Source organism: Corynebacterium cystitidis (assembly GCF_900187295.1).
Taxonomy (GTDB): Bacteria; Actinomycetota; Actinomycetes; order Mycobacteriales; family Mycobacteriaceae; genus Corynebacterium; species Corynebacterium cystitidis.
This window is the reverse complement of the sequence record NZ_LT906473.1, coordinates 2,071,438-2,096,984: the sequence shown is the minus strand read 5'-3', so window position 1 is coordinate 2,096,984 and position 25,547 is coordinate 2,071,438. Positions and strand designations below refer to the sequence as shown.

Below are 25,547 nucleotides of genomic sequence, written 5' to 3'. Positions count from 1 at the left end.
GACTACTGTTCCACTTGCTTAGTGTCGTCATTATTGTCGTCGAACGCTGGGACATGCACATCGTGGACTGTGACATCCACTTTATCGACGATCAGACCTGTCATGCGGGTAATGGCGGTAGTGATGTTGTGGCGAATCGCTTGGGCTAGTTCATGAATTGCTACGCCATATTCGGCAATGATCGCAATCCCCACCTCAACATGCCCGTCAGAGACGTCGACAGACACGCCTTGCTGAATGTTCGAAGTAGAGGTCAGCGATTCCCGGAGCGCTCCCACCATTCGGGCGGCACCGCCACCCAAGTTATACACACCAGACACCTCACGGGCAGCGATACCGGCAATTTTTCCTACCACGGTGTCTTCGATGATGGTTGTGCCCTGGTCTGTTTCCAGATTCTTGTTTCGCTTGCGCTGTTGCTCGGACGAAGTCGACTGAGCAGACGAATGAGAAGCAACGTTCGGGGACTCGGGGGAAGTGGAAGTAGTCATGATTAACCTTTCAAATACGGCAAGCTGTGAGTTATGTCGCTTGATTCCTGCGTTGAATCCTAGGCTGCTTCCTGTGCAAATAGGCCCTAGTGATCCCTTAGCTAGCGTTGAAGGCCTCAAGCGTGTGGTTTGTAAACAACTCTACCGAAGATCGCGGATTGGTTATACCGATGTTGTGCTGCGCTGTCATTTGTGTTTTGTGGCAAAGGCATGCTTTAATACACAGGTTGCTTTAACAACGCTGGCCGCGTTCGCAAGAGCGGACCGGGTGGCGATGGTGAAGCGAACATGACACCTTTGCACAGGCGATCGTCGTAAAGCGAAAACCTGACGAAGGCCCCGCGATCGGGTACAGGCCAATGGGCACTTCCGAGAACGGGGACCGGAGAAGGGGCATGGCAAATAAACAGCGGCAGTACGTAAGGCACACGCTTTCTTCCTCCTGGGAAACCTGGGGGCAGGACGTTTCCTTCCGGGTCTGACATCCCGCGCATCGAGCTTGACGACGAGCGCGCGGCGGCAGCACTGAATTGGCGCGCGTTTATCGCCTGCTCCAAGCATCTACCGGGTCATGTCATGACAGTCATCAAGTAAAGACACTGGCGTTGGAGCCGTGGCCTGGGCCCGGACAACGTTATAGAGAAATCGAGAAGCTAAACGCTTCACCTCCGTTTCTCCTTTGCTTCGCTCCGGCGAAACAAGAACAGAGGCAACGGAGTAAGTGAAGCGAATGCGAGGAAGAGGAAAGCGTGGCGGGACAAAAGATCCGCATTCGGCTGAAGGCCTACGACCACGAAGCCATCGACGCATCTGCAAAGAAGATCGTCGAAACGGTCACCCGCACGGGTGCACGTGTCGTTGGACCTGTGCCATTGCCAACCGAAAAGAACGTATGGGCCGTTATTCGTTCTCCACATAAATACAAGGACTCTCGCGAGCACTTCGAGATGCGCACTCATAAGCGCCTGATCGACATTCTTGACCCAACCCCGAAGACCGTTGACGCTTTGATGCGCATCGATCTTCCGGCAAGCGTCGATGTGAACATTCAGTAATCGCTGATCCCCGAAGACTTTTGTAGCGGAGAACAAACAATGACAAACACAGAGATCAAGGGCATTCTGGGCAAAAAGCTCGGCATGACCCAGATCTTCGACGACGAAAACCGTGTAGTACCGGTAACCGTCGTGGAAGCTGGGCCATGTGTGGTTACCCAGATTCGCACCGAAGAAGTTGATGGCTACAACGCCATCCAGATCGCTTACGGCGAGATCGATCCCCGTAAGGCAAACAAGCCAGCAGCTGGCCACTTCAAGAAAGCTGGCGTGACCCCACGCCGTTACGTAGCAGAGATTCGTACCGACGATGTCTCCGGCTACGAGCTGGGCCAGGAATTCACCGTGGATATCTTCGAAGGCGAGACCTTCGTTGACGTCACCGGTACCACCAAGGGCCACGGCTTCGCGGGTGCTATGAAGCGCCACGGCTTTGCTGGCCAGGGTGCTGCACACGGTAACCAGGCGGCCCACCGCCGCATTGGTTCCATCGGCCAGTCCGCAACCCCTGGTCGCGTTTTCAAGGGCAAGCGCATGGCAGGCCGCATGGGTGGTAACAAGGTGACCACCCAGAACCTGAAGATTCAGAAGATCGACGGCGAATCCAACCTGATCCTCATCAAGGGTGCAATCCCAGGTGCTAAGGGCAGTGTTGTTACCGTCAAGACCGCAGTGAAGGGCGGTGCTCACGCATGACCAACCTGACTCTTGACGTCCACACCGCTGACGGAAAGACCAACGGAACCGTTGAGCTTCCGGCAGAACTGTTTGACCGCGAAGCTTCCATCCCACTGATGCACCAGGTTGTCAATGCACAGCTTGCTGCAGCCCGTCAGGGTACTCACAAGGTGAAGACCCGTGGCGAGGTTCGTGGCGGTGGCAAGAAGCCATTCCGTCAGAAAGGTACCGGTCGCGCTCGTCAGGGCTCGATCCGTGCACCTCATTACACCGGTGGTGGCATCGTCCACGGCCCAGTGCCACGCAATTACTCGCAGCGCACCCCGAAGAAGATGATTAAGGCCGCTTTGGCTGGCGCTCTGACCGACCGCGCCCGCAACGCACGTATCCACGTCGTTGAGGAGCTCGTTCCTGGCCAGGACCCATCCACCAAGGCAGCACGCGCATTCCTCGAGCGTCTGACGGATCGTAAAAACGTCTTGCTCGTGGTTGGTCGCGAGGACTTGAACGCTCGCCGCAGCGCGAACAACTTGCCGAATGTTCATATCCTCGAGCCAGCACAGCTGAATACTTATGACGTACTCAAATCCGATGACGTCGTGTTCTCGGTCGAGGCTCTGCACACCCTGTCCACCGGCACCGCTGGTGCTGCGCAGGATGAGAAGGCCAAGGAGGAGAACTAATGGCTAAGACTGTTAACTCGCGCGACATCATTATCGCGCCGGTGCTGTCTGAAAAGACCTACGCACTGATGGAGCAGGACACCTACACCTTCCTGGTGGACCGTTCTGCAAACAAAACCCAGATCAAGATTGCCGTGGAGGACATCTTCGGCGTCTCGGTGGCATCCGTAAATACCGTCAACCGTGAGGGCAAGCGTAAGCGCTCCCGCACCGGATTTGGTAAGCGGAAAGACACCAAGCGCGCTTATGTCACCCTCCGCGATGGCAGCGACTCCATCGATATCTTCGGCGGCACAGTTTAGCTGTGACACGACAGACGAAGACTTCGAAGTAAAGGACACATTATGGCTATTCGTAAGTACAAGCCGACAACCCCGGGTCGCCGCGCCAGCTCCGTTTCTGAGTTCAGCGAAATCACTCGCTCCACTCCGGAACGCACCCTGCTGGCTCCGCTCCCGAAGAAGGCTGGCCGCAACAAAAAGGGCCACATCACTACCCGTCACCGCGGCGGCGGACACAAGCGTCGTTACCGCATCATCGACTTCCGTCGCAATGACAAGGACGGCGTAGAGGCAAAGGTCGCTCACATCGAGTACGACCCAAACCGCACCGCAAACATCGCACTGCTGCACTACTTTGATGGCGAGAAGCGTTATATCATCGCCCCCAAGGGCCTAAAGCAGGGCATGATCCTCGAGTCCGGTCCAAACGCAGACATCAAGGTGGGCAATAACCTGCCGCTGCGTAATATCCCGACCGGTACCACCATCCACGCAGTAGAGCTAAAACCAGGCGCAGGTGCGAAACTCGCACGTTCTGCTGGTACTTCCATCCAGCTGCTGGGCAAGGAAGGCACTTACGCTGTTTTGCGTATGCCATCCTCAGAAATCCGTCGCGTGGACATCCGTTGCCGCGCCACCATCGGTGAGGTTGGCAACGCTGACCAGATCAACATCCGCTGGGGCAAGGCTGGTCGTATGCGCTGGAAGGGCTGGCGCCCAGCGGTCCGCGGTGTCGTTATGAACCCAGTGGACCACCCACACGGTGGTGGTGAGGGTAAGACTTCTGGTGGCCGTCACCCGGTCTCCCCGTGGGGCCAGAAGGAAGTTCGTACCCGCAAGCCAAACCGTTATTCCAACAACATGATTGTTCGTCGTCGTCGTTCGAACAAGAAACGCTAAGAGGAGGTAAACAGACATGCCACGCAGCCTAAAGAAAGGCCCGTTCGTCGATGAGCACCTCCTCAATAAGGTAGATGCTCAGAACGAGAAGGGCACCAAGCAGGTCATCAAGACCTGGTCTCGCCGTTCCACCATTCTCCCTGACTTCATCGGCCACACCTTCGCCGTCCACGACGGCCGCAAGCACGTGCCAGTGTTCGTCGATGAGTCCATGGTCGGCCACAAGCTCGGCGAGTTTGCACCAACCAAGACCTTTAAGGGTCACGTCAAGGACCAGAAGGGACGTCGATAAGCGATGAGTGACACAATCACCTCCGCACGCGCGACGGCCAAGTACGTCCGCAGCTCCCAGATGAAGGCCAACCGAGTCTTGGATCTCGTGCGCGGCAAGTCCGTGTCCGAGGCCCTGGCAATCCTGAAGTACGCACCACAGGCCGCAGCGAAGCCTGTCGCCAAGGTTGTTGCTTCAGCAGCTGCCAACGCCGAGAACAACTTCGGCCTGGACCCTAAGACCCTTGTTATATCCGAGTGCTACGCGACCGAAGGCCCAACCATGCGCCGCTACCAGCCACGCGCACAGGGCCGCGCTTTCCAGATCCGTAAGCGCACCTCCCACATCACCGTTATTGTCGCGTCGGAAGACGCAGCCAAGGAAGGGGCTAAGTAATGGGTCAGAAAATTCACCCACACGGCCTACGGTTGGGAATTACCGCAGACTGGAAGTCCCACTGGTACGCCGATAAGAACTACTCCGAGTACGTCGCTGAAGACATCAAGATCCGCGAGTTCCTCTCCACTGGTTTGGAGCGCGCAGGCATCGCCGATGTTGTTATCGAACGCACTCGTGACCGCGTCCGCGTCGACATCCACACCGCCCGCCCGGGCATCGTGATTGGCCGCCGTGGTGCAGAGGCAGACCGCATCCGCCGCGAGCTGGAAAAGCTCACCGGCAAGATGGTTGCGCTGAACATCCTCGAGGTCAAAAACGTCGACGCCAACGCTAACCTCGTTGCGCAGTCGATCGCTGAGCAGCTGGTCAACCGTGTCGCATTCCGTCGTGCAATGCGTAAGTCGATCCAGTCCGCTATGCGTCAGCCACAGGTCAAGGGCATCAAGGTGCTCTGCTCCGGCCGTCTCGGTGGCGCAGAAATGTCCCGCGTTGAGCGTTACCACGAGGGTCGTGTCCCTCTGCACACCCTGCGTGCAGAGATCGACTACGGTTTCGCGGAGGCTCACACCACCTTCGGCCGCATCGGCGTGAAGGTGTGGATCTACAAGGGCGACGTTGTCGGTGGCGTCCGCGAGTCTGAGCTCAACGCTCCGAATAATGAGCGTCGTGGCCGTGGCGATCGTCGCCCACGTCGCGGTGGCCAGCGCCGTCAGCGCGCTGAGCAGAAGAAGGAGGCATAAACCTTATGCTTATCCCCAAGCGCGTGAAGTACCGTCGCCAGCATCGCCCGACCCGTTCGGGCATGTCCAAAGGCGGTAACAAGATTCAATTCGGTGAATACGCAATCCAGGCTTTGGAGCCCGCATACGTCACCAACCGTCAGATTGAAGCAGGCCGTATTGCCATCAACCGCCACGTCAAGCGTGGTGGCAAGGTCTGGATCACGATCTTCCCGGACCGTCCACTGACCCAGAAGCCGCTCGGCGTTCGTATGGGTTCTGGTAAGGGCCCTGTTGAGAAGTGGATCGCCAACGTCAAGCCTGGTCGCATCTTGTTCGAGATGTCCTACCCAGATGACTCCGTTGCACAGGAAGCCCTGCGTCGTGCAGCCCAGAAGCTGCCGATGAAGGTCCGCATCATTTCGAAGGAGGACCAGTACTAATGGCTGCAGGAACCCCCGCACACGAATTCCGCGAGCTCAGCAACGATGAGCTCAATGAGCGCCTGGCAGAAGCTAAGGAAGAGCTGTTCAATCTGCGCTTCCAGCACGCTACTGGCCAGCTGACCAATAATCGCCGTATCTCCACGGTCAAGCGCGACATCGCACGTATTTACACCGTGCTTCGCGAGCGTGAGCTCGGCCTGTCCGTCGTCCCGGGAGCTGAGGCTTAATCATGAGTGAGGCAAACGTGACTGAAACTACCGACCAGAACGACAACACCGTCCAGGAAACTGCAGGTGCCAAGCCTGTCAGCAATCGTAAGATTCGCCGTGGCTACGTCGTATCAGACAAGATGGACAAGACCATCGTTGTGCAGATCGAAGACCGTAAGCAGCACGCGCTCTACGGCAAAATCATGCGCCGTTCCAAGAAGTACAAGGCGCACGATGAGAATAACACCGCTGGTGTAGGCGACCTGGTGCGCATCCAGGAATGCCGCCCGCTGTCGAAAGACAAGCACCACACCTTGATAGAGATCGTCGAAAAGGCACGCTAAAAAGCATTCGCTTTTCGACGAGCACTCTCGACAACTCAGCCCGTCACCACTTCTGTGGTGGCGGGCTGTGTGCATTATCCAATTGCGTGGAAACTATTGAGGCAGTCACGATCATCACCACACTATCTCCACGAGATGACTATCGATATTGCGGGGCATCACCCCGCGCCAATGCGAGTAGTTGGCGTTCGGTATCGTGCTTGCCGACGATCTGCACAGCCAAAGGCAGCCCATCAGTACTAACACCGGCAGGCACAGACACCGCTGGATGGCCGGATATATTGAACATGGCGGTGAACGCCACTGCTGGAGCGGACATGAGTTGGGAGACTACCGCTCCACGATCCACGTACTGGTCGGCCAGCGGCGGGCGGCATGCAGTTGTGGGAGTAACCAGGAAATCGGCTTCGGTGAAGAGGTCGTCGATAAGCGCGGAGTAAGCATCAAAGGGGCGAAGAAGCTTCATTCGACGAGCGATGTGGCCAAAACGAGTGATAGTGCGCGTGCGTTTCTCAAGGCGGCGAGGATGATCGACGGTTGCAGCCTCTTTTGCAATTTCATTCCAGAAATGTGGAGTGAAGGTGACAATAGGATTAGGTAGTCGCCGCTGAGCTTCAGCGACGCTACCTATGCTGCGTAATCCTTGCGAAAAAGCGGTGACGGCTCGCCGGTTTTCTGCGACAGTTCTCACCACAGGTGTGGGCGAGTCGACGAAGGTCAAGAACCGCGGGTGCTTCGGTAGTTCGTCGTCAAGCGCTGCGAAACTGGGGCTGATCACGGAATAAATCAGTTCGGAGTCTTCAGGAGTGCGTGTCAACGGCCCAGTGGTGCCAAGCTCACCCCACGCGTTGGGGTATGGGGTGGAGCTGACGCGGCCACGGGTGGGTTTCAATCCGATCAGGCCGGTGTAGGCGGAGGGGATGCGGATGGAGCCACCGCCGTCGGAGCCGATGGCTACGGGAACCATGCCACTGGCTACGGCTGCTGCGGAGCCGCCAGAGGATCCGCCGGGAGTATAAGAGGGGTTGAGTGGGTTTCGCGTTACGCCATTGCTTGCCGACGAAGTCACCGGTAGTGCGCCGAACTCGGGCATCGTGGTGGTGCCGACGATAATGGCGCCGGCGTCCCGAAGACGGCGAACCACCTCGCAGTCGTGAGCAGCGGGTGTCGTGACCGCTGCGGTGCCGTAGGTGGTGGGAACCCCGGCAATAGGCAGCTCCGCTTTGACCGCGACTGGCAGGCCATGGAGTGGGCCGCGCTGGTCGTCGGAAAGCTGGTCGATCTGGTCAGCGGCCTTGAGCGCGTGATCGTCAAACGTGCGCTCAAACGCATTGAACTCGGGGTTGCGGGCGTGAATGGTGCGCAACGTGTGCTCTATGCCGGCGCGCGCAGAAAACCCACCACTGCGGGTCTGTGTGACCCAGTCGGTGGCGGTCGTTGGAAAGGTAGTCATACTAAAAGCCTAGTCACCCTGAAGGCTTAGACACCTGCGGCGGTACGTATTTCGTTTTGGAATTGGACGTAATGGTCGCGCACGGTTCCTAGTGGAGCCACAACCTTGTCGGCGGACATGTCGGCCACGTTACCCCGCAGCGCTCGCTTGGTGCGCCGCTTAATGCCGGAGCCGATCACCCCGCCGAACACGGCTGCAACCAGGCCCAGCACAATTCCCAGCAGCAAGCCGCCCAGGATTAGGAGGGTGGGGAGGGGCCAGCCTTCAACGTCGGGGACAAGATCATTACCCAAAAGGGGAGCAAGCGCACCAGGGATGAAGGCCACTGCAAGATACCAAAGCACGCCGACAAGAGCGGCGAGCAGCGCTAACCATTGGACGACGGTGAGCAGACCCCACGCTTTTGATGGTTGGGCAGGCAGGCGAGTGCCTGCAACCGCGCGGTCTAAGTGTTTGGGCATCTCATCGATAATGTCTTCTGCTGTGTCGGCGACGGCCGACGCCCACGCGGCCGGCAAGCCGTCCGCCACTGCAGAGGCGTAGCCGCGCACACCCCTGTTTGCCACCGCCTTACTCGACGCATCGAGTTCGGGCAGGGAGGTGCGGTGCACACCGAGTTCGTCGGCTTCGTCGCGTAAGCCCATACGGCGCAGCGGGTCCGGCCGCAATTTGGTGATCCACGAAGTGAGCAGCCAGCCGGTGCGCTCGCCAAGGCGTTTGCGGTACGCCTTGGCGGTGGCGTCACCGATGCGTTCGGCGCCGGCGGCCTGGGTGAGTGTCTTATCCATCTCTTTCTTCGCCGACTTCGGTACCTCTTTTATGGTCCCGGAGGCCACCCAGGGCTCGGTCACCGCGTTAAGGTCAGCCTCAATGCGTTTGGTCTGAGCGGAATGCGCGGCGGCCACACGCGCGATAGCTTTGCGCACGGTATCAATCCCCATTCCGGTTTTCGCGGAGACGGGGATCACCTTGACCTTCTGCAATCCGTCTTCGCGCAGAAGCTGGCCGAAAGAATCAGCCACTGTCTTCTGATCCTCCGGTTTGAGCAGATCAGCCTTGTTCAGTACAGCCAGCGTCACCGCAGAGTGGGCCGCATGGGGGCGAATGAAGTGATCGTGGATCACGCTGTCGGCGTACTTTTCCGGGTCAGAAACCCACACCAGCACATCAACCTGGCCGGCCAGGCGTGTGGTGATCTCGCGGTGCACAGGTTCCACCGAGTCAAAGTCGGGCAGATCCAGCAGGATCAATGGCCCTGCACCTGGGGCGAATTCGCCTTCACGAGTGCGGCGGTCCTCCACCTCCAACCAGTCCAGCAACTCTTCGGAGCCGCGTGGCTCCCACACAGCCGCAAGGGGAGAAGACGTGGTTGGGCGACGAGCGGCGGCCTTGCCAAGGTCTTCACCAACAACCGCGTTGAACAGGGAGGTTTTGCCCGAGCCGGTAGCGCCGAAGAAACCGACCACGGTGTGCTCGGCACTCAACGCGCGCCGCTGCGCACCCGCCTGCGCCACGGATTCCAGCCGTTCGATCTCCGTGGGCGTGAGGTAACCTTCACCCAGCTCAACGGCGCGGTCTAATGCCTCAAGACGCTCATTGAGCGTGGCCTTATTCCTAAACATCGAAGCACACCTCCGCAGCGGCCTGGCGCAGCTCATCAGACGAGGCACCCGTAACCAACGGCGCGAGAACCTCGTTGTAGCGGGCCTGTTCAACGTCGTAAAGCTCGGCCAAACGCTGGTCAAGGTCATCGCGCGCCCACTTCGCCATCCGGCGCACCGTCTCCTCCCCGAAGATGGTTTCCAGCAGTTTCTGGCCGACGACCGCAGAGCCACCCGCAATCGCGATCTCGCCGCCAGTCAGGCCAGCCGTTGAGGCAAAAACCACCAGCATCAGCGCCACGGTGACCACGTTCAGGCCCAGCGAAAGCACCCGCGCCCGCATCCGCTTCTCACCAGCAGTGTCTTGAATATACTCCATCAGGGCGGTTTGCCAGTCGCGCACCAGTTGCGCTGCCTTGTCGGAAAGATCATCGCTTGACGACGACAACTTCGGGTCTGCCTCAGCGCGCAGCTGCGGTGCCACCTGACCCACGTGCGACCACGTACGCGTGGCTGCTGTATCGCCTGCGTCAACGATCACGGCGTGCAAACCGGACTCGATCTCTGTCTCAACCTCCTGCACGGGCGCAGGCTGGCCGCTAAAGAAGCTGCCAATCCGGTCTACGGCCATGGAATACCAACGCTCAATGGTACGAAACGCATCCGATGTACCCACAAAGTCCTGCCAGCGCTGCAGCACCTCGGTGCGCAGCAGTTTGCCATCACTGGTGGCGTCGATCACGTGCTTGGTAGCGCGCTGGTAGTGCGCTTCAATCGCTTGGCTCAAGTGCCGGGCAAATTCCTCATTGTCTGCCTTCTGTTCTACCACCGCGTCGACACGCCCCAACAGTGTGCGTAGCGCTCCCTCAACCGTCTTAGCCGCCATCGCGCGCCGGGCTGACGCATCGCCAGCGAGGTGGCGCAGGTGGTCACGAATCGGGGCGATGGGCTGGTCCGGCAGAAAAATATCGAAGTCGATGGTGTAGGGCACCACGAACATGGTGGCATCACCTAGACCAGCCTGCTCCATCATCCGGCGTAGGTCATCGGGCACTGTTGCCATGGAATCTTCGTCGACGCGGTTCAAGATCACGATGACTTCGATATTGCGGCCTGCCGCATCGTTGAGGAAGTTCCACACCAGCTGGTCGGCGTAACGTGCAGGAGTAGTCACAAACACCCACAGGTCGGCCGCTGCCAACAGTTGGGAGGCTAGCGCGCGGTTTTTGTCATCAATGGAGTCGAAATCGGGAGCGTCGAGAAGCGCTAGGCCCTGGTCGAGCGAGTCTGTCGTCGTCACGCGTAACGATGTGGCCTCGGCGTTAGCTGCCGGAGCACCCTGTTCGCGGGCCAGGCCGGGCAGCACATGTGGGGAATTGAACCACTCCTGGTCCGCCGGGTTAGCCACAAGCACAGGCTGGCGTGTGGTGGGGCGAATCACGCCTGCGGTAGTTACTTGCTTGCCGACGATCGCGTTGACCAACGTGGACTTGCCTGAACCGGTGGAGCCACCAACAACGGCCAGCAGTGGGGCATCAATATTGGCGAGCCGGGGCAGGATGTAGTCGTCGAGCTGGGCCACGATGGCACGTGCCTCTGCTTCAGCCTCAGGCGAGGTAGGCAACGTCGTTGCGGCCATTGTGTCGCGGAGGGCCTCAACAGCGGAATATGTCGGTGAAGTCACATAACCATTCTTGCAGAGATTGAGAGCGGTGGTCTGGGCGGCTGGAAAAGGTTGAAGTAGCATGCATTTTCGGTACTTTGCCAGTTCACGTCGGAAGTATCTCCCCATCGTTTTGCCCCATCGTTTTTCCCCTGGAGCGAAGGACTGTGCCATGGAGCATCAACAAGAGTCGGCGCAAGAAGCGCCACCGCAAGAGCCGCAAGATAAAGACTCAGCAACCGCCAGTAGTTTCACAGCAGTGAACCGGCTTCCGCTGGTCGTGGTGGTCAGCGCAGCAGTTTTAGTTGTCGCCTTGGTTATCGGCGCGGTTGTAGCTGTAGCTAATCGCAGTGAGCCCGTCTTTGAAGTAGTTGAGACTCCAACTCCTGCCCCAACAACTTCTACTACCGTAGCTCCAGTGCCAACGAGCGAGGCCCTGCCTGAGCAGTGGGTTGATACTGACGGTGATGGCATTCCTGACGAATTGGAAATTGCCGGATGGACAACAGCAAGCGGAGAAGTGTTTAGAACCGACCCGCTGCTCGCGGATACTGACGGTGATGGGCTGAGTGACGGTGAAGAAGCTGGAAACATCGTCGAGGGCGAGGAGTACGACACCATATACGAAGGTGTGACTAACCCGGTCAAAGCTGATTCAGATGACGATGGTCTTGATGACAAGACAGAGCTTGAAGGGTGGGAAGCCGCTGATGGGCGCACCTACTCCACTGACCCTATGAATGCCGATACTGACGGTGACGGAATCTCCGATGGGCTTGAAGCTGGAACCCCGGAGGAACAAGAAGATGGCTCGCTAATTTACCAGTGGATTTCAAACCCCACAAAGGTTGATTCTGATGGCGACGGCCTTGATGACCTGCGCGAACTAGATGCAGGGACGGACCCATTTGCAAAAGATACCGATGGGGATGGACTCCGGGATAGTCGCGAAGTGCTGCACCACAACACTAACCCGCTAGACGCTGATACCGACGGAGACGGTTTTGATGATCTTTACGAGATCCAAAATGCCGAAGCCGAGGATTTAGACCCACTGTTCTACGACGAGAAAAGGTCGCGAGAAGATGACGCCCGTGACTTTGCTCGGGGCTTTCTCCTCGGCGACTGGTCTGAGGGAGACTCGGTTTCCTGGCTGATGGGCAACTTGATGTCTGTGGGTGTTGGTGCAATACCCGTTGCTGGCTGGGTTTTGAGCGCGATCCTTGACCTACGAGACCTCCTGGCTAACGTGCACCACAGGCGTTGGGGTGAGGCTGCAGTGAATGCCACCGGGGTAGTTCCCTACATGGGCGACACCTCTGTCGCTGTGGCAAAAGTGACGAAGTTTCTCAAGCGATTCCCTGGGCAAACTGACAAAGTTCTCACTGCAGTGGCCAAAAGCCGTCTTCCGGAGAAGGTCCAAGTTGAAATTCATAAAACAGTCCTGGGCAAAAAGTGGGAGGAACTTAAAGCCAAGGGGTTCTCTGACAAAGAAATTCTTCGTATGCAGGCTTCTGGTGGCTCTGCCATATCAGTACATTTTGCAATGCTACGGCGAGGACATGTTAAAGGTTCTTCCGTGCCACGAGGGACGTGGAAGGATGCAGAGAATAATTTAGAGCAGATCGTAAAGCCACGTTCTCGAACGGTGGAAACCCAAGTTAGTTTTCCCACCGGCAATTGTAAACGAGTATGTAATCCGACAATGAGGTACTTTGATGTAGTTGCGGATGGCGTAGCTCATGAATCGAAGTCGGGATACCATGTCTATACCGACGCATTAGCACGTCAGATTCGTACTGATGCATTCGCTGTTAAGGAAGGCACCATTAAGAGCGCCCATTGGCACTTCTTCCCCAACAAAGATGGAAAAACCGGCGCTGATCCAAAGATTCTTGACCTTTTGGACAAGAACAATATCCCTTACACCTACCATCCGCCGAAGGACTAGCAGTAGCTGCTAGCGTTCACCGTAGCCTTGGCAGCAGATCCTCTTGCCTGATTCCAGCTCCTTAGCTCTTGCTGTCCTCAGCCTGGCTTTGTTGGTAGTTTTCTCCCCAAGCCCACATGGCTTCTATCACGGTAGACAAAGATTGCCCTAGTTCTGTCAATTCATATTCAACTCGGGGTGGCATTTCTGCATAGGCTGTCCGCTCAACGATCCCCTGCACCACCATTTCTTTTAGGTTGCTGGTGAGAACCTTTTGTGAAACTCCCCTGACACCGTTGTGTAATTCGCCGAAGCGTTTCTTACCGGATAGTAGTTCTCTCATGATCAGTGGCTTCCATTTGCCGTTTAAGACAAGCAAGCAGGTTTCCACCGGGCAGCGCGGGGGATGTGCGCCCGCGTCTTGATGATCTGTTCCCATACTTACTTTCATGCTACCGCCTCACCTCAAGGTTATTAATTACCTAAAGTAATTTTCAATGTTACCTTTAGTAAGTTTAAGGCTAAAACCTGAGCGAAAGGAACACCCATGAGGGTTGCAATAATCGGGGCCGCAGGACGCACAGGGTCCCTGATCGCCTCCGAGGCAGCTCGCCGCGGACACGAGGTCACCGCTTTTATACGAAGCGAAAAAGAAACACCAGCCCATCACGTTGTGCTCAAGGACGCAAGGGAGATCGTTGCTGCGGATCTCAGCTCATTCGACATCGTCGTCAATGCCGTAGGAATCTGGGAAGAAAATGAGCTGGATCAGCACGACGAGGTCACCAGAGCCCTCGCAGATGCGATAGAAGGTACTGCAACAAAGTTGTACATCGTGGGCAGTGCAGGAAGCCTCCTCGTCGACGAGAATAAGGGCGAAGCGCTGTGGGAAAGCGCAATGATGCCCGCACCATTCAAACCGCTCGCCTCCGCTATGGCGCACGCATTTGATAACTTGCGCTCGCGTGACAAGGTGAACTGGATTTATGTCTCCCCTCCGTTGGATTTCCAGGCTGAAGGCGAGCGCAAAGGTGACTACATCGTAGCCAGAGACGTGTTTACAACGAACGACGCCGGAGAATCCGCTATGACGTATGCGGACTTCGCGGAGGCGCTAGTAGACATCATCGAGCAGGACAACCTGAATCAGGAGCGCATCTCGCTTCTTACGCGGTGATGAATTCTAACACCACGTGAAACGGCCAGCCCCCTGATGCGCCCCTTGCTAAGGTTTCAAGCATGAAGTCTTCGTCGTCACGCGCCCTAGCTTTAATCATTGTGATCGTGCTCGCTGCCGCTGCGATCGCCGCGGTGTGGTGGTGGACCAATAGAGAAGGGCCGAGCCCCGAGCTACGCGCAGCCGACGAAGTGGCAGCAACACAGGAGGCAGCGGAGAAGGAACTGGCTAATGTGAATGTCACCGTCGACACCGAGGTGAAGACCAATGCGTGGCGTGGTGTGACCTCGCGGGCAAATGTGGCCCCAGATGACACAGAAGCGATTACTGCTGCCTCCAACTTCCTGGTTTCGCGATGGTCCGACGATCCGCAAGATCCCTCCTATTTCACAGGATGGATTATTTCGGAGAACCCGCCCACCAGCTACCAGATTGATCCCCGCGCCGATAATGACTGGATAGTTGGGTTGCTCGCAGAACCTGTGCACGGCGTTTCTCAAGTAAACATGGTGGTCAACAATGCTGATACCGGTGCTGGTAACCGCTCCGACCGTATTGATCTCACCCCCATGGTGGGCTGGGCTGAGTTGGCGCAGTCGGACCAGCGGATTGAGCAGATCGTCGCTACCTACGTGCCGTACTACGATGCGCAGCCGTACGTCAACTTCCAGGACGAAAAGGAAACCGGCCCGCGCTTGAGCCTGCAGCGTGCAACGCCTGAGATGGTCACCCCTGCGCTTGCGCTGATGGCTGAGCTGGAGGCTGAGGATGACTTTGAACAAGTCGCCCTTGTTGCCGTGCGCGATGTTGACGGGCAGACGGAGGTAGAGGTTAAGTTCCGTAACGATGCTCCAAGTATTTCTTCCGAGCGCGTGCAGGAGCTTATCGACGAGCACTTGCCGGGCGCCACGCTTGTGGGCTAGATGCAGATTGATGCTGTGAGCTTGATGCAGTGGCTGCGCCTCAAAGGCTGGGTCAAAGACTGGCCAACTAACAGAAGCTGGCCAACTAACAAAAGCTGGCCAACTAACAAAAGGAAGTATTCACACTTTGAGGTCAATCACTCCTGTCACAGAAACGACGAATGTGGGACGCAAGTGACGGTCCTCAAAGTGTGAATACTTCCTTCTGTGGGCTGGCTGGCCGGGCTGGCGGGCGGGGGTGGCTGGCTGGCTGGGCCAGGCCGGCAGGCGGGCTGGGCTGGCGGGGCAGCCGGGGCGGGCAGCTGGAGCTCGGTAGTTTGAACCAATTTGTATATGAAGCCAGATTCGTGCTTTAATATCCGGGTTGTCTGTGCTGGTCGGCACGATGCGTTGATTTCCGAGCGCTGAAGCCGAGACCCTGCGACACGTTTGTGTAGTTTCGTGCCATCGTCTTGTCGGGCGCGAGCCTGCGAGCGCTTGTTCGTTGTTATGCCAGGCATCGTTAGACATTGACCACGTGCGTTCTGGACGGAAATCAGGCGCACATTAATCCAGGTCAGGAGACCATAGTGATTCAGCAAGAATCGCGTCTGAAGGTCGCCGACAACACTGGTGCGCGTGAAATTCAGTGCATCCGTGTCCTCGGTGGTTCTGTTCGACGCTTCGCCGGTATCGGCGACACCATCGTGGCTTCCGTGAAGGAAGCAGCCCCAGGCGGTAACGCTAAGCAGGGCGAGATTGTTCGCGCTGTCATCGTGCGCGCGAAGAAAGAAACCCGTCGCCCAGACGGTTCTTATATCTCGTTCGACGAGAACGCAGCTGTTCTTATTAAGAATGACAATGAGCCACGCGGTACCCGTATCTTCGGCCCGGTTGCTCGTGAGCTTCGTGACAAGAAGTTCATGAAGATCGTTTCTCTCGCACCGGAGGTGATCTAGTCACATGAAGATCAAAAAGGGTGACATGGTCCAGGTTATTTCTGGCCCAGATAAGGGCGCTCAGGGCAAGGTCATTCAGGCCTTCCCGAAGCGCGATAAGGTCCTCGTTGAGGGCGTTAACCGCATCAAGAAGCACGTTGCCAACTCTGCTACTGAGCGTGGCGCTGAATCCGGCGGCATCGTAACCCAGGAGGCTCCGATCCACGTGTCCAACGTGATGATTCTGGATTCCGACGGCACCCCAACCCGCATCGGCTACCGCTTTGATGAAGACGGTAAGAAGGTTCGCGTTGCCAAGTCGAACGGGAAGGACATCTAAGATGGCTGATAATTACACCCCGCGTCTGAAGGCCCGCTACCGCGAAGAAATCCGCGGCAAGATGGGCGAAGAGTTCGGTTATGACAACATCATGCAGGTCCCAGGCCTGACCAAGATCGTAGTCAACATGGGCGTAGGCGACGCTGCTCGCGACTCCAAGGTCATCAACGGCGCACTTGAAGATCTGACGGCGATCACCGGCCAGAAGCCTCAGCTACGTCGCGCAAAGTCCTCCATCGCAAACTTCAAGTTGCGTGAAGGCATGCCAATCGGTGCCAAGGTTACCCTGCGCGGCGACCGCATGTGGGAGTTCCTGGACCGTCTGCTGACCGTGGCGTTGCCACGTATCCGCGACTTCCGCGGCCTGAGTGATCAGCAGTTCGACGGCCACGGCAACTACACTTTCGGCCTGACCGAGCAGACCATGTTCTATGAGATCGACGTGGACAAGATCGACCGTCCACGTGGTATGGACATCACCGTTGTGACCACCGCGACCAACAACGATGAAGGCCGTGCGCTGCTGCGCCACCTGGGCTTCCCGTTCAAGGATAAAGACGGCAAGATGCAGCAGGCGTAGTCGCTTACGCGACTACGGAAAAAGAACCACGTTGCTCAATCATGAAGCGCCAGCCCCACCAAGGGTTGGCGCTTTTCGCGTCTCGTGTGCGAGCAGGTGATGTAGCATCGCTGAAATTGATGCACTAAGTCAATTGATGCACTAAGACTCAATCATTTTGTTGCCCCCGCATGGGGAGAAAGACGGCTGTTAATTCGATAGCAATATAGCGGAAACGTTATACTTTTTGGCGTTTCCATGTCCAGCTCCTATCGCTCGACTGCTTTTGTGGAGGTAGGGGCACAACGAAAGGACCACACGTGGCGCTGAACGATATTGCCGAAGCTAGTGTCAACAAAAAGATCGAGCTGCTGGACAATGACAAACCACGCTTCGGTGTCCGGTCGGTCCTCGCTGGCGTCTACCTCACCCTGGGTACCGCTTTTGCTGGTGTCGCCGGCCAAACTGCGGAGTCTATCGCGCCGGGACATGGCCTCGGTGCGCTGGTCTTCGCGTCCCTTTTTGGCCTGGGCCTGTTCTCCATCGTGATCCTCAACACGGACCTGGCTACTGGCAATATGATGTTCGCCTCTTATGGCACCACCACCGGGCAAATCGGGTGGGGCAAAGCCATCTGGTTTGTCTTTGTTACCACTTTCTTTAACCTTATCGGAGCACTACTGGTAGGTCTTTTGATGAGCCAATCAGCCAAGTTGGGTGACATGGATAATACCCACCTGATCTCCACCTTGTCTGAAGGCAAGCTTGACAAGGGCCCATGGCAGGCCTTTGTTGAAGCCATCGGCGCTAACTTCGTGGTCAACATGGCCATTGTCGCAGCGCTTTACGCCAAGGACTTTGTGTCTAAGTTCTTTGTGATTATCCCTATCATTGCGATCTTTGTTGGCTTGGGTCTCGAACACGTTATTGCAAACTTCTCGCTGATGTCTATCACCTTGTTTGCTAACCCGCTCCCGGACAACTTCACCGTCGGTGCGATTGCGTTGAACTGGCTGATGGTGTGGCTGGGTAACTTCGTCGGCGGTGGTCTGCTCATCGGTGGCGTCTACGCTTGGCTGAACAAGACCAAGTATGTCTACAAGGACTAACACGCTCGTTGGGTCGCAGGTGGTGTAGTTATCCACAGGCATGCATGAAGGTTAAACCAAAAGACTTGTGAAGGGTCGTCTTCTAATGTTGAGGGCATCATTATTGGCGCTCATCGACGACATCTGTGACAGGCTGTTGATGCTGAAGCCTTGTTGGTGAGGAACCTGATGGTGGTGTCGCGTGGTTTGTGGTGCTATGTGGTTTGTGGTGTAGCCTTTCGTGGTGGAACCATGGGCTACTGGGTGTGTGCATCACCCCCAGGATGAATATAAATAGCCAATATCCGGTAGCTGGAGGGGCTCATACCCCCCTCTGGTGTGTAGTTCCTTGACCTGCGGTTATGTGGTTTTTGGGTCTTTTGGAGGTGGACTTTAGGTGCGTTTTTGGGCCTGGTGTGTAAACGGTGTCTATTTCCGCTGGACAAAGGGCATAAAAATCGGGTAGGGTCAGTGACGAAGTCTCGCTAAAAGCGAATTGAAACTCATGTTCCGGCCGAAGCCGGAGGTCTTGTGAAGTCAGTGACGAAGTCTCGCTAAAAGCGAATTGAAACCTTACTCCTTTTCTTTTTCGGTAAATCCGGACAGGTCAGTGACGAAGTCTCGCTAAAAGCGAATTGAAACTGCATGCAGGATCTCTTCAGATAAATTCGCTTCCTGGTCAGTGACGAAGTCTCGCTAAAAGCGAATTGAAACACTGTCTTCTTTAGCCTGTATACCCCGACTAACGGGGTCAGTGACGAAGTCTCGCTAAAAGCGAATTGAAACAGCAGTTGCTGCTAATGTAAGACCCTGCCGCTAGGAGTCAGTGACGAAGTCTCGCTAAAAGCGAATTGAAACTTTCCGACGAAAACCCCAGGGTTAATCTTGATGAGTCAGTGACGAAGTCTCGCTAAAAGCGAATTGAAACCACGAGCCTTCGGCCAGCGGCGCGAGAGAATCTCGTCAGTGACGAAGCCTCGCTAAAAGCGAATTGAAACCTGTAGAGAGCGTTAATGTCGGGATCATCGGCCTGTCAGTGACGAAGTCTCGCTAAAAGCGAATTTAAACTGACTGACACTTTGCATTAAATACGGCACGCCTTTGTCAGTGACGAAGTCTCGCTAAAAGCGAATGGATCACCCGTGCGTCCTGAGTGTGGAAGTCACACTGCAGATTTCTGTGTGTCGCAGCGAATTTTTCCTCCAACACACTCATTTCCATAGTGTGATTTCCACACTCAGCGTTTGTTTGTGGTGGGTGGAGGGGATTTGCGGACTAGGGCAACTTGGGGCCGCAGGCCGTGTGGTTATCCACAGGTGCTCAGTTATCCACAGGTTGAGAGGCACCTGGGCGCGCGTGTCAGCATATTGTTGTACGAATAGGAAGTAGCGGCACCAACTGGTCGTCGTTAAGCACTGAGACCATCGGGGGAACGATGAACACCAATTCCATTGACAAGATTAAGCAACGAGTCCAGAAATTACTCAACCAAGCAGCAGACCGGTCCGGCACACCGGAAGGCGATGTGTTTTACTCCAAAGCCTTCGACCTCATGGCCACTTACGGTTTTGATGAGCGGGATCTCAGCCAGGCCGACGATGGCGATGCCATTGCGATGGAGGAAATCGAGTTGAGCGGGGCTTATACGGACATGCAGGCGCTATTATTGTCGGCCTTGGCCGCAGCTTTGCACTGCGAGGCGTTAAGTGTGGGCGTGCGCAATTCGACAAAGGTGGAAAAGGTCATGGTGTTTGGGTTGCGCCGCCACGTTAAGCGCCTTGTTCTGCTGTTTAGCATGCTCATGCCGCAGATGGTGGCCAAAGGCCTGGACCAGCCAGCACAGCCGGGGTACTCCACGGTGGTATTGCGGCGCTCGTTTATGTCCGGCTTTGCCTCGCAGGTTGCGGCGCGGCTGACGGAGGCGGAAGAGACAGTGGCGGCAGCATCGGCCGGCTACGAGCTTGCGCTTATCGACGATGCCACCCGTGCAACTGAGGCCCGCGACAACTACCTGGAAGACAACAACCTCCGCGCCACGTCGAAGCAGTCACAGCGGGCAATGAACGCCACCGCCTACTACAACGGGATGGACGCTGGTGATTTAAGCGATCTGGGGCAGACCAGACTGCGCCAACGGCCAGCATTGCCGTCCTAGTCCACTACCCGTAGCGCTAGACCTGTAGCGCTAGACGCCACGAAGCTTGCCAGAATAGAGGTTGAAGCGGCCCGGGCGGGCAAAACCGACCAAGGCCATGTTGGCCTCACGCGCAAGCTCGACGGCAAGGGAGGAGGCCGCAGACACAGCGACCAGCCCGCTGAACCCAGCCATAACAGCCTTCTGTACCAGCTCAAAGGAAGCACGTGAGCTCATCACCAGAACGTGGTCCTTGGCAGGCAGGAGGCCTTCCATGAGCATGTGGCCGATTACCTTGTCGGCGGCGTTGTGGCGGCCAATGTCCTCGCGGATCACTACCGGATTGCCCTCCACATCAAAGGCGCCGGCGGCGTGAATCCCGCCGGTCTTGCGGAATTGTTTCTGGCCTGCACGAAGTTTCTCGGGTAGCTCCAACACCAGACGCGCATCGAGCTGGATAGGCGAGATCGGGTTAACCGCTTTGCCCATGATCTCCTCGATTGAGGTCGTACCACACACCCCGCAAGCGCTCGTGGTTGTGGTTAAACGGATGAATTCGGGGCCGATCGGTTGCTGGGTGAACACATTGAGTTCCAACACGTTGTACGTGTTCTGCCCATCGGGGCCGGTAGCTCCAGCGCAGTAGCGGGCCTCAGACACCTGGGCGGCAGCGGTGATGATGCCTTCGCCGTAGAGCCATCCGTGGGCCAGCTCAATATCGTTGCCCGGTGTGCGCATCGTGGTGGTCAGCGTCTGTCCACCATTGCGTATCTCTAGCGGCTCTTCCACTGTGACACTGTCTGCTCGCGTGTCAGTAGTGATGTTGTCGTCGTCAAGCGTGACCTTTGTGACGGCGAAGTTGCGGGTGATGCGTCCCACTAGTCTTGGTACTCCCCGAGCGTTGCGTTGATCTGTGCAATGCGCTCGCGCACCGCTGCCGCTAGGTCCTCCTCACTCGTTCCTGCTTCCTGTGCCTGCCCGGTGGATAGCCCAATTAAAAATGCGGTGACAGGCGCGGCGGGGCGCGAAGGGCCATGTGCGACATTCTTTGTTAGATCGAGCAGGTCGCCCAACACCTCGCGGGTTAGCTCAGGCGAAATCTGCAGGGTCTGCGATGCTTGATTCAACCACTCGTGCGTGGATGCGATTTCCTGTGGGCTATCTTTGGCCATCTCTTCTTACCTCTCGTTGTAAAAGTGTGCGTGACATGCCATTATATGTCTCCAATTAGCCACGGCGAACTCGCTACGATGATAGCTTCAGCGCCACGATCCAATGTGGGCTGGATGTCTGGGGCAAATGCCGGGTTGTGATTGCCTGGGGCATATTCGTAGTCCTCAAAACCGCCTAAACCCCAGAAGGTATAGGGGGCTCCTACTGCATCAGCGATGATGGAGAAATCTTCCGAGGCAGGAACGGGTGCCAAATCCATGGCCTGGTCACCGAAGTACTTATTGAAGGCCTCCCGAACGCGTGCTGTGGTGTCGGCGTCGTTGTCGGTTAAAGGGTAGACGTCGTAATACTCAAACTCAGGCTCCTGAGGGCAGCGCGCCCCGTGGCACTCTGCTTGCACGAGTCGTTCGATCGCCTCACGCAGGTGCTTGCCGGTGGCGTCGGTGTAGGCGCGGGTGTTGATCAGTAGTTCAGCCGAATCTGGAATGATATTGGACTTGCTGCCAGCGTGGATCGCGCCCACAGTCACCACAGCTGTTTCTGCCGCTGCAACTTCGCGTGACACAATCGTCTGGAGCTTGCCGACGATCGACGCTGCCGTGACCACCGGGTCTACGCTGAGTTCTGGCATCGAACCATGTGAACCTTTGCCATGAATAGTGACCTTGACGGAAAATGCAGACGACAATGTCGGTCCTACGCGGGTGCCCACCGCGCCGAGCGGAAGGGTGCCTAAAACGTGCTGGCCCAAATACACGTCTGGGGTGCCAATGAGTTCAGCGATGCCATCGTCAACCATGGCACGGGCACCCGAAGCCGTCTCTTCGCCCGGTTGGAATACTGCGATGAAAGTGCCCGACCATGCGTCTTTGGTGGCATTAAGGGCTTCGAGCGCCCCAAGCAGGCTCATAATGTGAATGTCGTGCCCACAGGAATGCGCAGTAGGGACTTCCTTGCCGGTAGCTTCGTCCACTTGTGTAGCGGTGGAGGCATACTCTTTGCCCGAGTCTTCCTGCATCGGTAGGCCATCTGTATCGCCACGTGTAGCAACGACAGGGCCTTCGCCGTTTGCGATGGTGGCGACAACACCCGTGCCTCCAACCGTGTGGTGGGGGATACCCAGCCTGTCGAGTTCTGCACGAATCTTGTCTGCAGTTGCATGCTCCTGCATGGACAATTCTGGGTGTTGGTGGAAGTGCTTATAGAGCTTTTCCCGGTGGTCCCTGGTGGTGTCGAGGTGGCCGATGATCGTTTGCACACTACTCATGGTCATTCCTTTCGTGTTTGGGTTTAAGCATACGCGCCCGAAACGACAACGCCCACGGCGCCGGTGCGGCGCGGTGGGTGCACTTTAAGAAGCTTCGGTTACTTCATGTCGTGGGCGTTACGGCCCAGTGGCTCGAGGTGGACAACCACGGACTTCGAGGTTGGGGTCTCAGAACCGTGAGCGTACTCCTCGAGAGGAACCAGGTTGTTCAGCTCAGGGAAGTAGCCAGACACGCAGTCACGCGCATGGTCATATTCGACCAGACGGAAGTTCTCTGCACGACGCTCACCAGACTCGTAGACCGACACCACATCAACCAAGTCGCCATCCTTCAGGCCACGCTTGTCCAGGTCAACCTTGTTGATGAAGAGTACGCGGCGGCCACCGCGTACACCACGGTAACGGTCATCGAGCCCGTAGGAAATGGTGTTGTACTGGTCGTGGCTGCGCACGGTGGACAGCAGCAGCTGGTGCTCTTCGAGCTCAATGGTGTTGGTCTCGTTGATGGTTAGCTGTGCCTTACCGTCGGAGGTGTTGAAGATGCGCTCGCGGGCAGCGTGCGGCAGCATGAACCCACCTGGGCGCTCGAGGCGTTCGTTGTAGTTCTCAAAACCTGGGATGGTGTTAGCAATGTGGTCACGGATCACGCCGTAGTCGTCAATCATCGGCTGCCAGAAGTCATCGCCGAAAGTCTCGCGGCCGACGGAGCAGATCACATCAACTTCGGACTTTATGTCCAGGTCGCTGTTAGCCTTGCGCTTCGGGCGGGACCCAGAAATCTTCGAGTCGGATGCTTCGACGGAGGTCATCTGCGGCCCAGACTTCTGCGGGTCATAGTCGGAGCGGGAGCGTACCGGCAAGATCAGACCCTTTTCACCAGGCCATGCGCACGTCGCGTTGAGCTTGGTCAACATGTGGGCGGTCAGTTGGTTGTTGCTCATGCCGTCTTCCACCGCGGTGGTGTCCGACATGGCGCGAACAAAGTTGCCACCCAGCGACATGAAGAAGTCTGACTCGCCGTCGCGCAGTGCCATCGCAGTTTCCACCGAGCCACGTCCGTGTTCCCGAGGAACGTCGAAACCGAATTCCTTCTCCAGGTTGGACAGGAACCACTCTGGCATCTTCTCGGAGATACCCATGGTGCGGTCCCCCTGCACGTTGGAGTGTCCACGAAACGGTGCGGAACCTGCACCCGGCTTGCCATAGTTGCCGGTGAGTAGCATGAAGTTCACCATCTCCTGGATCGTGTTCACAGCGTTCTTGTGCTGAGTGACACCCAGAGTCCACGCAACGATGACGGTCTCTGCCTTCTCTACGTAGTCGACGATCTTGCGCACCTGCGACATCGGAATACCAGAACCACGTTCCAGTTGGGCGTCGTCAAGCGACTTGAGGTAGGCGATGGTCTCATCAACATTGGAGCAGAACTGGTCCAAGAACTTGTGGTCAAGAGCGTCACGACGAATAAGTTCGCGGTTGATCTGTTGGAAGAGTGCTCGGTCGCCGTCTAGGCGAACCTGCACGTATTCGTCGGCAAGCTTGTCGGGAATATTCAAGACACCCTTGACAGACTGGGGCTCCTTGAACTTCATCAAACCGGTCTCGGGCATCGGGTTGATGGCGATCATTTTGCCGCCATTTTCCTTCTGCTTGTGGAACGCGGATAGCGCACGTGGGTGGTTGGTGCCTGGGTTCTGTCCCACTGAGATGATCAGATCAGCGTTGTGGAAGTCATGCATGGTGACAGAGCCCTTGCCCACGCCGACAGTCTTCGCCAAAGCGACACCGGTGGAGTCGTGGCAGAGGTTGGCGCAGTCCGGCAGGTTATTGGAGCCGTGACGGCGGCCGAGCAGACCAAAAGCGTATGCGGACTCGTTGACGGCGGTACCGGAGGTGTACCAGTGCGCGCGAGAAGGTTCTGTCTTGAGCAGCTGCTCTGTGATCAGCTTGAAAGCCTCATCCCAAGTAATGGGGTGGTATTTTTCGTCGCCACGAGAGCGGTCATACAGCATTGGTTCTTGCAGACGGCCGAGCTGGTCAAGCTCGTAATCAGTCATTTCGCGCATCTGCTGGATGGTAGTGTTAGCGAAGAACTCACGGGTCACGCGAGTGCCCGTGGTTTCCTGCGCGATTGCTTTAGCGCCGTTTTCGCAGAACTCCACGATGCCAAGCTCGGACTGTGGTGGCTCTGGCCATGCACAGCCAGGACAGTCGATGCCACCGTGCTTGTTCAGCTTGAGGAGGGTGCCTACCGCATGATTGGGAACAGCGTGCTGCATCGCGTGCAGCACACCCCCAACGCCGGCGGCGCCCTTGACTTGGTTGCCAACCTTAGGATTATCGAATTTATTCGCTACAGGATTTGAACGTGAAACTTCAGATGAGACTTCAGATGGTGCGGTCATAACCGCTAGAGTACTGATTTTCTACGGACTGTGAAAACATAAATCCCGGGTTGTGGTCGTGTAAACCTAAATTCCAAGCTAAACCAATATATCTGGCGTAATAAGGTCTGGCGCACAAGCAGGGGTAGTGGCGATATCCTCTGGTTTATCCTCTGGTTTCTCTGGTGCCTCCTGGTTTTTCCGTGGCGGAAAAGGGCCCGGAACTGGATTTTGTTCTGAGGCGCATCACGTGTATCGTCGAACGTCGGACTTGTGCCCGTAAACGAGCGTGCCCAAGGCCGCCAAGTACATAGAATTTCCAACTTTGTTGCAGGCCCCTCGCCAGCATGCGGACCGAGTGTATGGATTGGGCAGCGAGCATCACACGCTACTGAGTGCGTGACGCGCAGAGTCGCCCCCGAGAGATCACACGGAAAACGCCATTGGTGGGTCGGAACCGCA

Annotated in this window: 28 protein-coding genes and 1 CRISPR repeat array; of the genes, 19 read left to right on the top strand and 9 right to left on the bottom strand. The window is 56.9% G+C overall.

The genetic code is table 11. The features are described 5' to 3' along the window. Window positions 1-2 precede the first annotated feature (2 nt). Window positions 3-491 carry an Asp23/Gls24 family envelope stress response protein gene (locus CKV99_RS09915; RefSeq protein WP_092256480.1) on the bottom strand — a complete coding sequence of 163 codons (489 nt, stop codon included), beginning with the start codon at window positions 489-491 and terminating at the stop codon, window positions 3-5. A gap of 749 nt (window positions 492-1,240) precedes the next feature. On the opposite strand from CKV99_RS09915, the gene rpsJ reads away from it, so the two are divergent. From rpsJ to rpsQ, 11 genes are read left to right on the top strand one after another with little or no spacing between them, the layout of a single operon-like run. Then, window positions 1,241-1,546 carry a 30S ribosomal protein S10 gene (gene rpsJ, locus CKV99_RS09910; RefSeq protein ID WP_018297782.1) on the top strand — a complete coding sequence of 102 codons (306 nt, stop codon included), beginning with the start codon at window positions 1,241-1,243 and terminating at the stop codon, window positions 1,544-1,546. Between the two features lie 39 nt (window positions 1,547-1,585). Beyond that, window positions 1,586-2,242 carry a 50S ribosomal protein L3 gene (gene rplC, locus CKV99_RS09905; RefSeq protein WP_092256477.1) on the top strand — a complete coding sequence of 219 codons (657 nt, stop codon included), beginning with the start codon at window positions 1,586-1,588 and terminating at the stop codon, window positions 2,240-2,242. Continuing rightward, entirely contained in the window at window positions 2,239-2,907 is a 669-nt protein-coding gene (gene rplD / locus CKV99_RS09900) for a 50S ribosomal protein L4 (protein WP_092256473.1), read from the top strand. Before rplC ends, rplD begins: the two co-directional genes overlap by 4 nt. Next, window positions 2,907-3,209, top strand: coding sequence for a 50S ribosomal protein L23 (gene rplW, locus CKV99_RS09895; RefSeq protein ID WP_092256470.1), 303 nt, complete (start codon window positions 2,907-2,909; stop codon window positions 3,207-3,209). Before rplD ends, rplW begins: the two co-directional genes overlap by 1 nt. Before the next feature lie 42 nt (window positions 3,210-3,251). Then, on the top strand, window positions 3,252-4,088 hold the full coding sequence (rplB, locus tag CKV99_RS09890) for a 50S ribosomal protein L2 (RefSeq protein WP_092256467.1): 837 nt from the start codon (window positions 3,252-3,254) through the stop codon (window positions 4,086-4,088). 16 nt (window positions 4,089-4,104) lie between these two features. Beyond that, on the top strand, window positions 4,105-4,380 hold the full coding sequence (rpsS, locus tag CKV99_RS09885; protein ID WP_092256463.1) for a 30S ribosomal protein S19: 276 nt from the start codon (window positions 4,105-4,107) through the stop codon (window positions 4,378-4,380). A gap of 3 nt (window positions 4,381-4,383) precedes the next feature. After that, window positions 4,384-4,755, top strand: a complete 372-nt coding sequence (gene rplV, locus CKV99_RS09880) for a 50S ribosomal protein L22 (protein ID WP_092256460.1) — start codon at window positions 4,384-4,386, stop codon at window positions 4,753-4,755. Next, complete coding sequence (rpsC, locus tag CKV99_RS09875) at window positions 4,755-5,498, top strand: 30S ribosomal protein S3 (protein WP_092256457.1); 744 nt, start codon at window positions 4,755-4,757, stop codon at window positions 5,496-5,498. The genes rplV and rpsC overlap by 1 nt, the downstream gene beginning before the upstream one ends. Window positions 5,499-5,503: 5 nt before the next feature. Then, the gene (rplP, locus tag CKV99_RS09870; protein ID WP_092256455.1) at window positions 5,504-5,920 is read left to right on the top strand and encodes a 50S ribosomal protein L16; all 417 of its coding nucleotides are present in this window, start codon (window positions 5,504-5,506) and stop codon (window positions 5,918-5,920) included. Continuing rightward, window positions 5,920-6,150, top strand: coding sequence for a 50S ribosomal protein L29 (rpmC, locus tag CKV99_RS09865; protein WP_092256452.1), 231 nt, complete (start codon window positions 5,920-5,922; stop codon window positions 6,148-6,150). The genes rplP and rpmC overlap by 1 nt, the downstream gene beginning before the upstream one ends. A gap of 2 nt (window positions 6,151-6,152) precedes the next feature. Next, a complete protein-coding gene (gene rpsQ, locus CKV99_RS09860; protein WP_092256449.1) occupies window positions 6,153-6,476 on the top strand; it encodes a 30S ribosomal protein S17 in 324 nt (107 codons plus the stop codon). Between the two features lie 139 nt (window positions 6,477-6,615). Here the strand turns inward: rpsQ and CKV99_RS09855 are convergent, their stop codons facing one another. Genes CKV99_RS09855 through CKV99_RS09845 form a run of 3 tightly spaced genes read right to left on the bottom strand, consistent with a single transcriptional unit; the run spans window position 6,616 to window position 11,214 of the window. Next, complete coding sequence (locus tag CKV99_RS09855; RefSeq protein WP_092256446.1) at window positions 6,616-7,929, bottom strand: amidase family protein; 1,314 nt, start codon at window positions 7,927-7,929, stop codon at window positions 6,616-6,618. 26 nt (window positions 7,930-7,955) lie between these two features. After that, on the bottom strand, window positions 7,956-9,551 hold the full coding sequence (locus tag CKV99_RS09850; protein ID WP_092256443.1) for a GTPase family protein: 1,596 nt from the start codon (window positions 9,549-9,551) through the stop codon (window positions 7,956-7,958). Next, a complete protein-coding gene (locus tag CKV99_RS09845; protein ID WP_331712830.1) occupies window positions 9,544-11,214 on the bottom strand; it encodes a GTPase domain-containing protein in 1,671 nt (556 codons plus the stop codon). The genes CKV99_RS09850 and CKV99_RS09845 overlap by 8 nt, the downstream gene beginning before the upstream one ends. Before the next feature lie 151 nt (window positions 11,215-11,365). Between CKV99_RS09845 and CKV99_RS09840 the strand changes: the two genes are divergently transcribed. Then, on the top strand, window positions 11,366-13,144 hold the full coding sequence (locus CKV99_RS09840; RefSeq protein WP_092256440.1) for a binary toxin-like calcium binding domain-containing protein: 1,779 nt from the start codon (window positions 11,366-11,368) through the stop codon (window positions 13,142-13,144). A 61-nt stretch (window positions 13,145-13,205) separates the two neighbouring features. Here CKV99_RS09840 and CKV99_RS09835 read toward each other — a convergent pair whose 3' ends face one another. Next, on the bottom strand, window positions 13,206-13,574 hold the full coding sequence (locus CKV99_RS09835) for a winged helix-turn-helix transcriptional regulator (protein ID WP_231910008.1): 369 nt from the start codon (window positions 13,572-13,574) through the stop codon (window positions 13,206-13,208). Between the two features lie 96 nt (window positions 13,575-13,670). Between CKV99_RS09835 and CKV99_RS09830 the strand changes: the two genes are divergently transcribed. The 7 genes from CKV99_RS09830 (at window position 13,671) to CKV99_RS09800 (ending at window position 20,282) form a co-directional block, all read left to right on the top strand. Then, window positions 13,671-14,300: an NAD(P)-dependent oxidoreductase gene (locus tag CKV99_RS09830; protein WP_092256434.1), complete on the top strand. Its 630-nt coding sequence runs from the start codon at window positions 13,671-13,673 to the stop codon at window positions 14,298-14,300. 62 nt (window positions 14,301-14,362) lie between these two features. Next, entirely contained in the window at window positions 14,363-15,223 is an 861-nt protein-coding gene (locus tag CKV99_RS09825; RefSeq protein ID WP_092256431.1) for a hypothetical protein, read from the top strand. Between the two features lie 569 nt (window positions 15,224-15,792). Beyond that, a complete protein-coding gene (gene rplN / locus CKV99_RS09820; protein ID WP_092256428.1) occupies window positions 15,793-16,161 on the top strand; it encodes a 50S ribosomal protein L14 in 369 nt (122 codons plus the stop codon). Between the two features lie 4 nt (window positions 16,162-16,165). Further along, entirely contained in the window at window positions 16,166-16,480 is a 315-nt protein-coding gene (gene rplX, locus CKV99_RS09815; protein ID WP_092256425.1) for a 50S ribosomal protein L24, read from the top strand. Window position 16,481: 1 nt separating this feature from the next. Next, on the top strand, window positions 16,482-17,060 hold the full coding sequence (gene rplE, locus CKV99_RS09810) for a 50S ribosomal protein L5 (protein WP_092256422.1): 579 nt from the start codon (window positions 16,482-16,484) through the stop codon (window positions 17,058-17,060). A 299-nt stretch (window positions 17,061-17,359) separates the two neighbouring features. After that, on the top strand, window positions 17,360-18,148 hold the full coding sequence (locus CKV99_RS09805; RefSeq protein ID WP_092256419.1) for a formate/nitrite transporter family protein: 789 nt from the start codon (window positions 17,360-17,362) through the stop codon (window positions 18,146-18,148). Between the two features lie 446 nt (window positions 18,149-18,594). Continuing rightward, window positions 18,595-19,266: a CRISPR direct-repeat array (repeat unit 36 nt; unit sequence GTCAGTGACGAAGTCTCGCTAAAAGCGAATTGAAAC). Between the two features lie 296 nt (window positions 19,267-19,562). Further along, entirely contained in the window at window positions 19,563-20,282 is a 720-nt protein-coding gene (locus CKV99_RS09800) for a DUF2786 domain-containing protein (RefSeq protein ID WP_092256417.1), read from the top strand. Between the two features lie 30 nt (window positions 20,283-20,312). Here CKV99_RS09800 and fdhD read toward each other — a convergent pair whose 3' ends face one another. The 4 genes from fdhD to CKV99_RS09780 all read right to left on the bottom strand — a co-directional run bounded on the left by fdhD (window position 20,313) and on the right by CKV99_RS09780 (window position 25,106). Next, window positions 20,313-21,140, bottom strand: a complete 828-nt coding sequence (fdhD, locus tag CKV99_RS09795) for a formate dehydrogenase accessory sulfurtransferase FdhD (protein ID WP_092256414.1) — start codon at window positions 21,138-21,140, stop codon at window positions 20,313-20,315. Next, window positions 21,140-21,433: a DUF6457 domain-containing protein gene (locus tag CKV99_RS09790; protein ID WP_092256411.1), complete on the bottom strand. Its 294-nt coding sequence runs from the start codon at window positions 21,431-21,433 to the stop codon at window positions 21,140-21,142. The genes fdhD and CKV99_RS09790 overlap by 1 nt, the downstream gene beginning before the upstream one ends. 41 nt (window positions 21,434-21,474) lie before the next feature. Beyond that, a complete protein-coding gene (locus CKV99_RS09785) occupies window positions 21,475-22,707 on the bottom strand; it encodes an amidohydrolase (RefSeq protein WP_092256409.1) in 1,233 nt (410 codons plus the stop codon). Window positions 22,708-22,799: 92 nt separating this feature from the next. Continuing rightward, window positions 22,800-25,106, bottom strand: a complete 2,307-nt coding sequence (locus CKV99_RS09780; RefSeq protein ID WP_092256407.1) for an FdhF/YdeP family oxidoreductase — start codon at window positions 25,104-25,106, stop codon at window positions 22,800-22,802. Window positions 25,107-25,547: the final 441 nt, after the last annotated feature.

Coding starts and splice junctions, on each gene's coding strand:
- rplP (WP_092256455.1), top strand. CDS start 5,504: ATGCTTATCCCCAAGCGCGTGAAGTACCGTCGCCAGCATCGCCCGACC.
- rplD (WP_092256473.1), top strand. CDS start 2,239: ATGACCAACCTGACTCTTGACGTCCACACCGCTGACGGAAAGACCAAC.
- rplV (WP_092256460.1), top strand. CDS start 4,384: ATGAGTGACACAATCACCTCCGCACGCGCGACGGCCAAGTACGTCCGC.
- CKV99_RS09855 (WP_092256446.1), bottom strand. CDS start 7,929: ATGACTACCTTTCCAACGACCGCCACCGACTGGGTCACACAGACCCGC.
- rpmC (WP_092256452.1), top strand. CDS start 5,920: ATGGCTGCAGGAACCCCCGCACACGAATTCCGCGAGCTCAGCAACGAT.
- CKV99_RS09830 (WP_092256434.1), top strand. CDS start 13,671: ATGAGGGTTGCAATAATCGGGGCCGCAGGACGCACAGGGTCCCTGATC.
- CKV99_RS09840 (WP_092256440.1), top strand. CDS start 11,366: ATGGAGCATCAACAAGAGTCGGCGCAAGAAGCGCCACCGCAAGAGCCG.
- rplB (WP_092256467.1), top strand. CDS start 3,252: ATGGCTATTCGTAAGTACAAGCCGACAACCCCGGGTCGCCGCGCCAGC.
- CKV99_RS09780 (WP_092256407.1), bottom strand. CDS start 25,106: ATGACCGCACCATCTGAAGTCTCATCTGAAGTTTCACGTTCAAATCCT.
- CKV99_RS09835 (WP_231910008.1), bottom strand. CDS start 13,574: ATGAAAGTAAGTATGGGAACAGATCATCAAGACGCGGGCGCACATCCC.
- rplE (WP_092256422.1), top strand. CDS start 16,482: ATGGCTGATAATTACACCCCGCGTCTGAAGGCCCGCTACCGCGAAGAA.
- rpsS (WP_092256463.1), top strand. CDS start 4,105: ATGCCACGCAGCCTAAAGAAAGGCCCGTTCGTCGATGAGCACCTCCTC.
- CKV99_RS09850 (WP_092256443.1), bottom strand. CDS start 9,551: ATGTTTAGGAATAAGGCCACGCTCAATGAGCGTCTTGAGGCATTAGAC.
- rplX (WP_092256425.1), top strand. CDS start 16,166: ATGAAGATCAAAAAGGGTGACATGGTCCAGGTTATTTCTGGCCCAGAT.
- CKV99_RS09785 (WP_092256409.1), bottom strand. CDS start 22,707: ATGACCATGAGTAGTGTGCAAACGATCATCGGCCACCTCGACACCACC.
- CKV99_RS09790 (WP_092256411.1), bottom strand. CDS start 21,433: ATGGCCAAAGATAGCCCACAGGAAATCGCATCCACGCACGAGTGGTTG.
- rpsC (WP_092256457.1), top strand. CDS start 4,755: ATGGGTCAGAAAATTCACCCACACGGCCTACGGTTGGGAATTACCGCA.
- CKV99_RS09825 (WP_092256431.1), top strand. CDS start 14,363: ATGAAGTCTTCGTCGTCACGCGCCCTAGCTTTAATCATTGTGATCGTG.
- rplC (WP_092256477.1), top strand. CDS start 1,586: ATGACAAACACAGAGATCAAGGGCATTCTGGGCAAAAAGCTCGGCATG.
- rplW (WP_092256470.1), top strand. CDS start 2,907: ATGGCTAAGACTGTTAACTCGCGCGACATCATTATCGCGCCGGTGCTG.
- CKV99_RS09915 (WP_092256480.1), bottom strand. CDS start 491: ATGACTACTTCCACTTCCCCCGAGTCCCCGAACGTTGCTTCTCATTCG.
- rpsQ (WP_092256449.1), top strand. CDS start 6,153: ATGAGTGAGGCAAACGTGACTGAAACTACCGACCAGAACGACAACACC.
- CKV99_RS09800 (WP_092256417.1), top strand. CDS start 19,563: ATGAACACCAATTCCATTGACAAGATTAAGCAACGAGTCCAGAAATTA.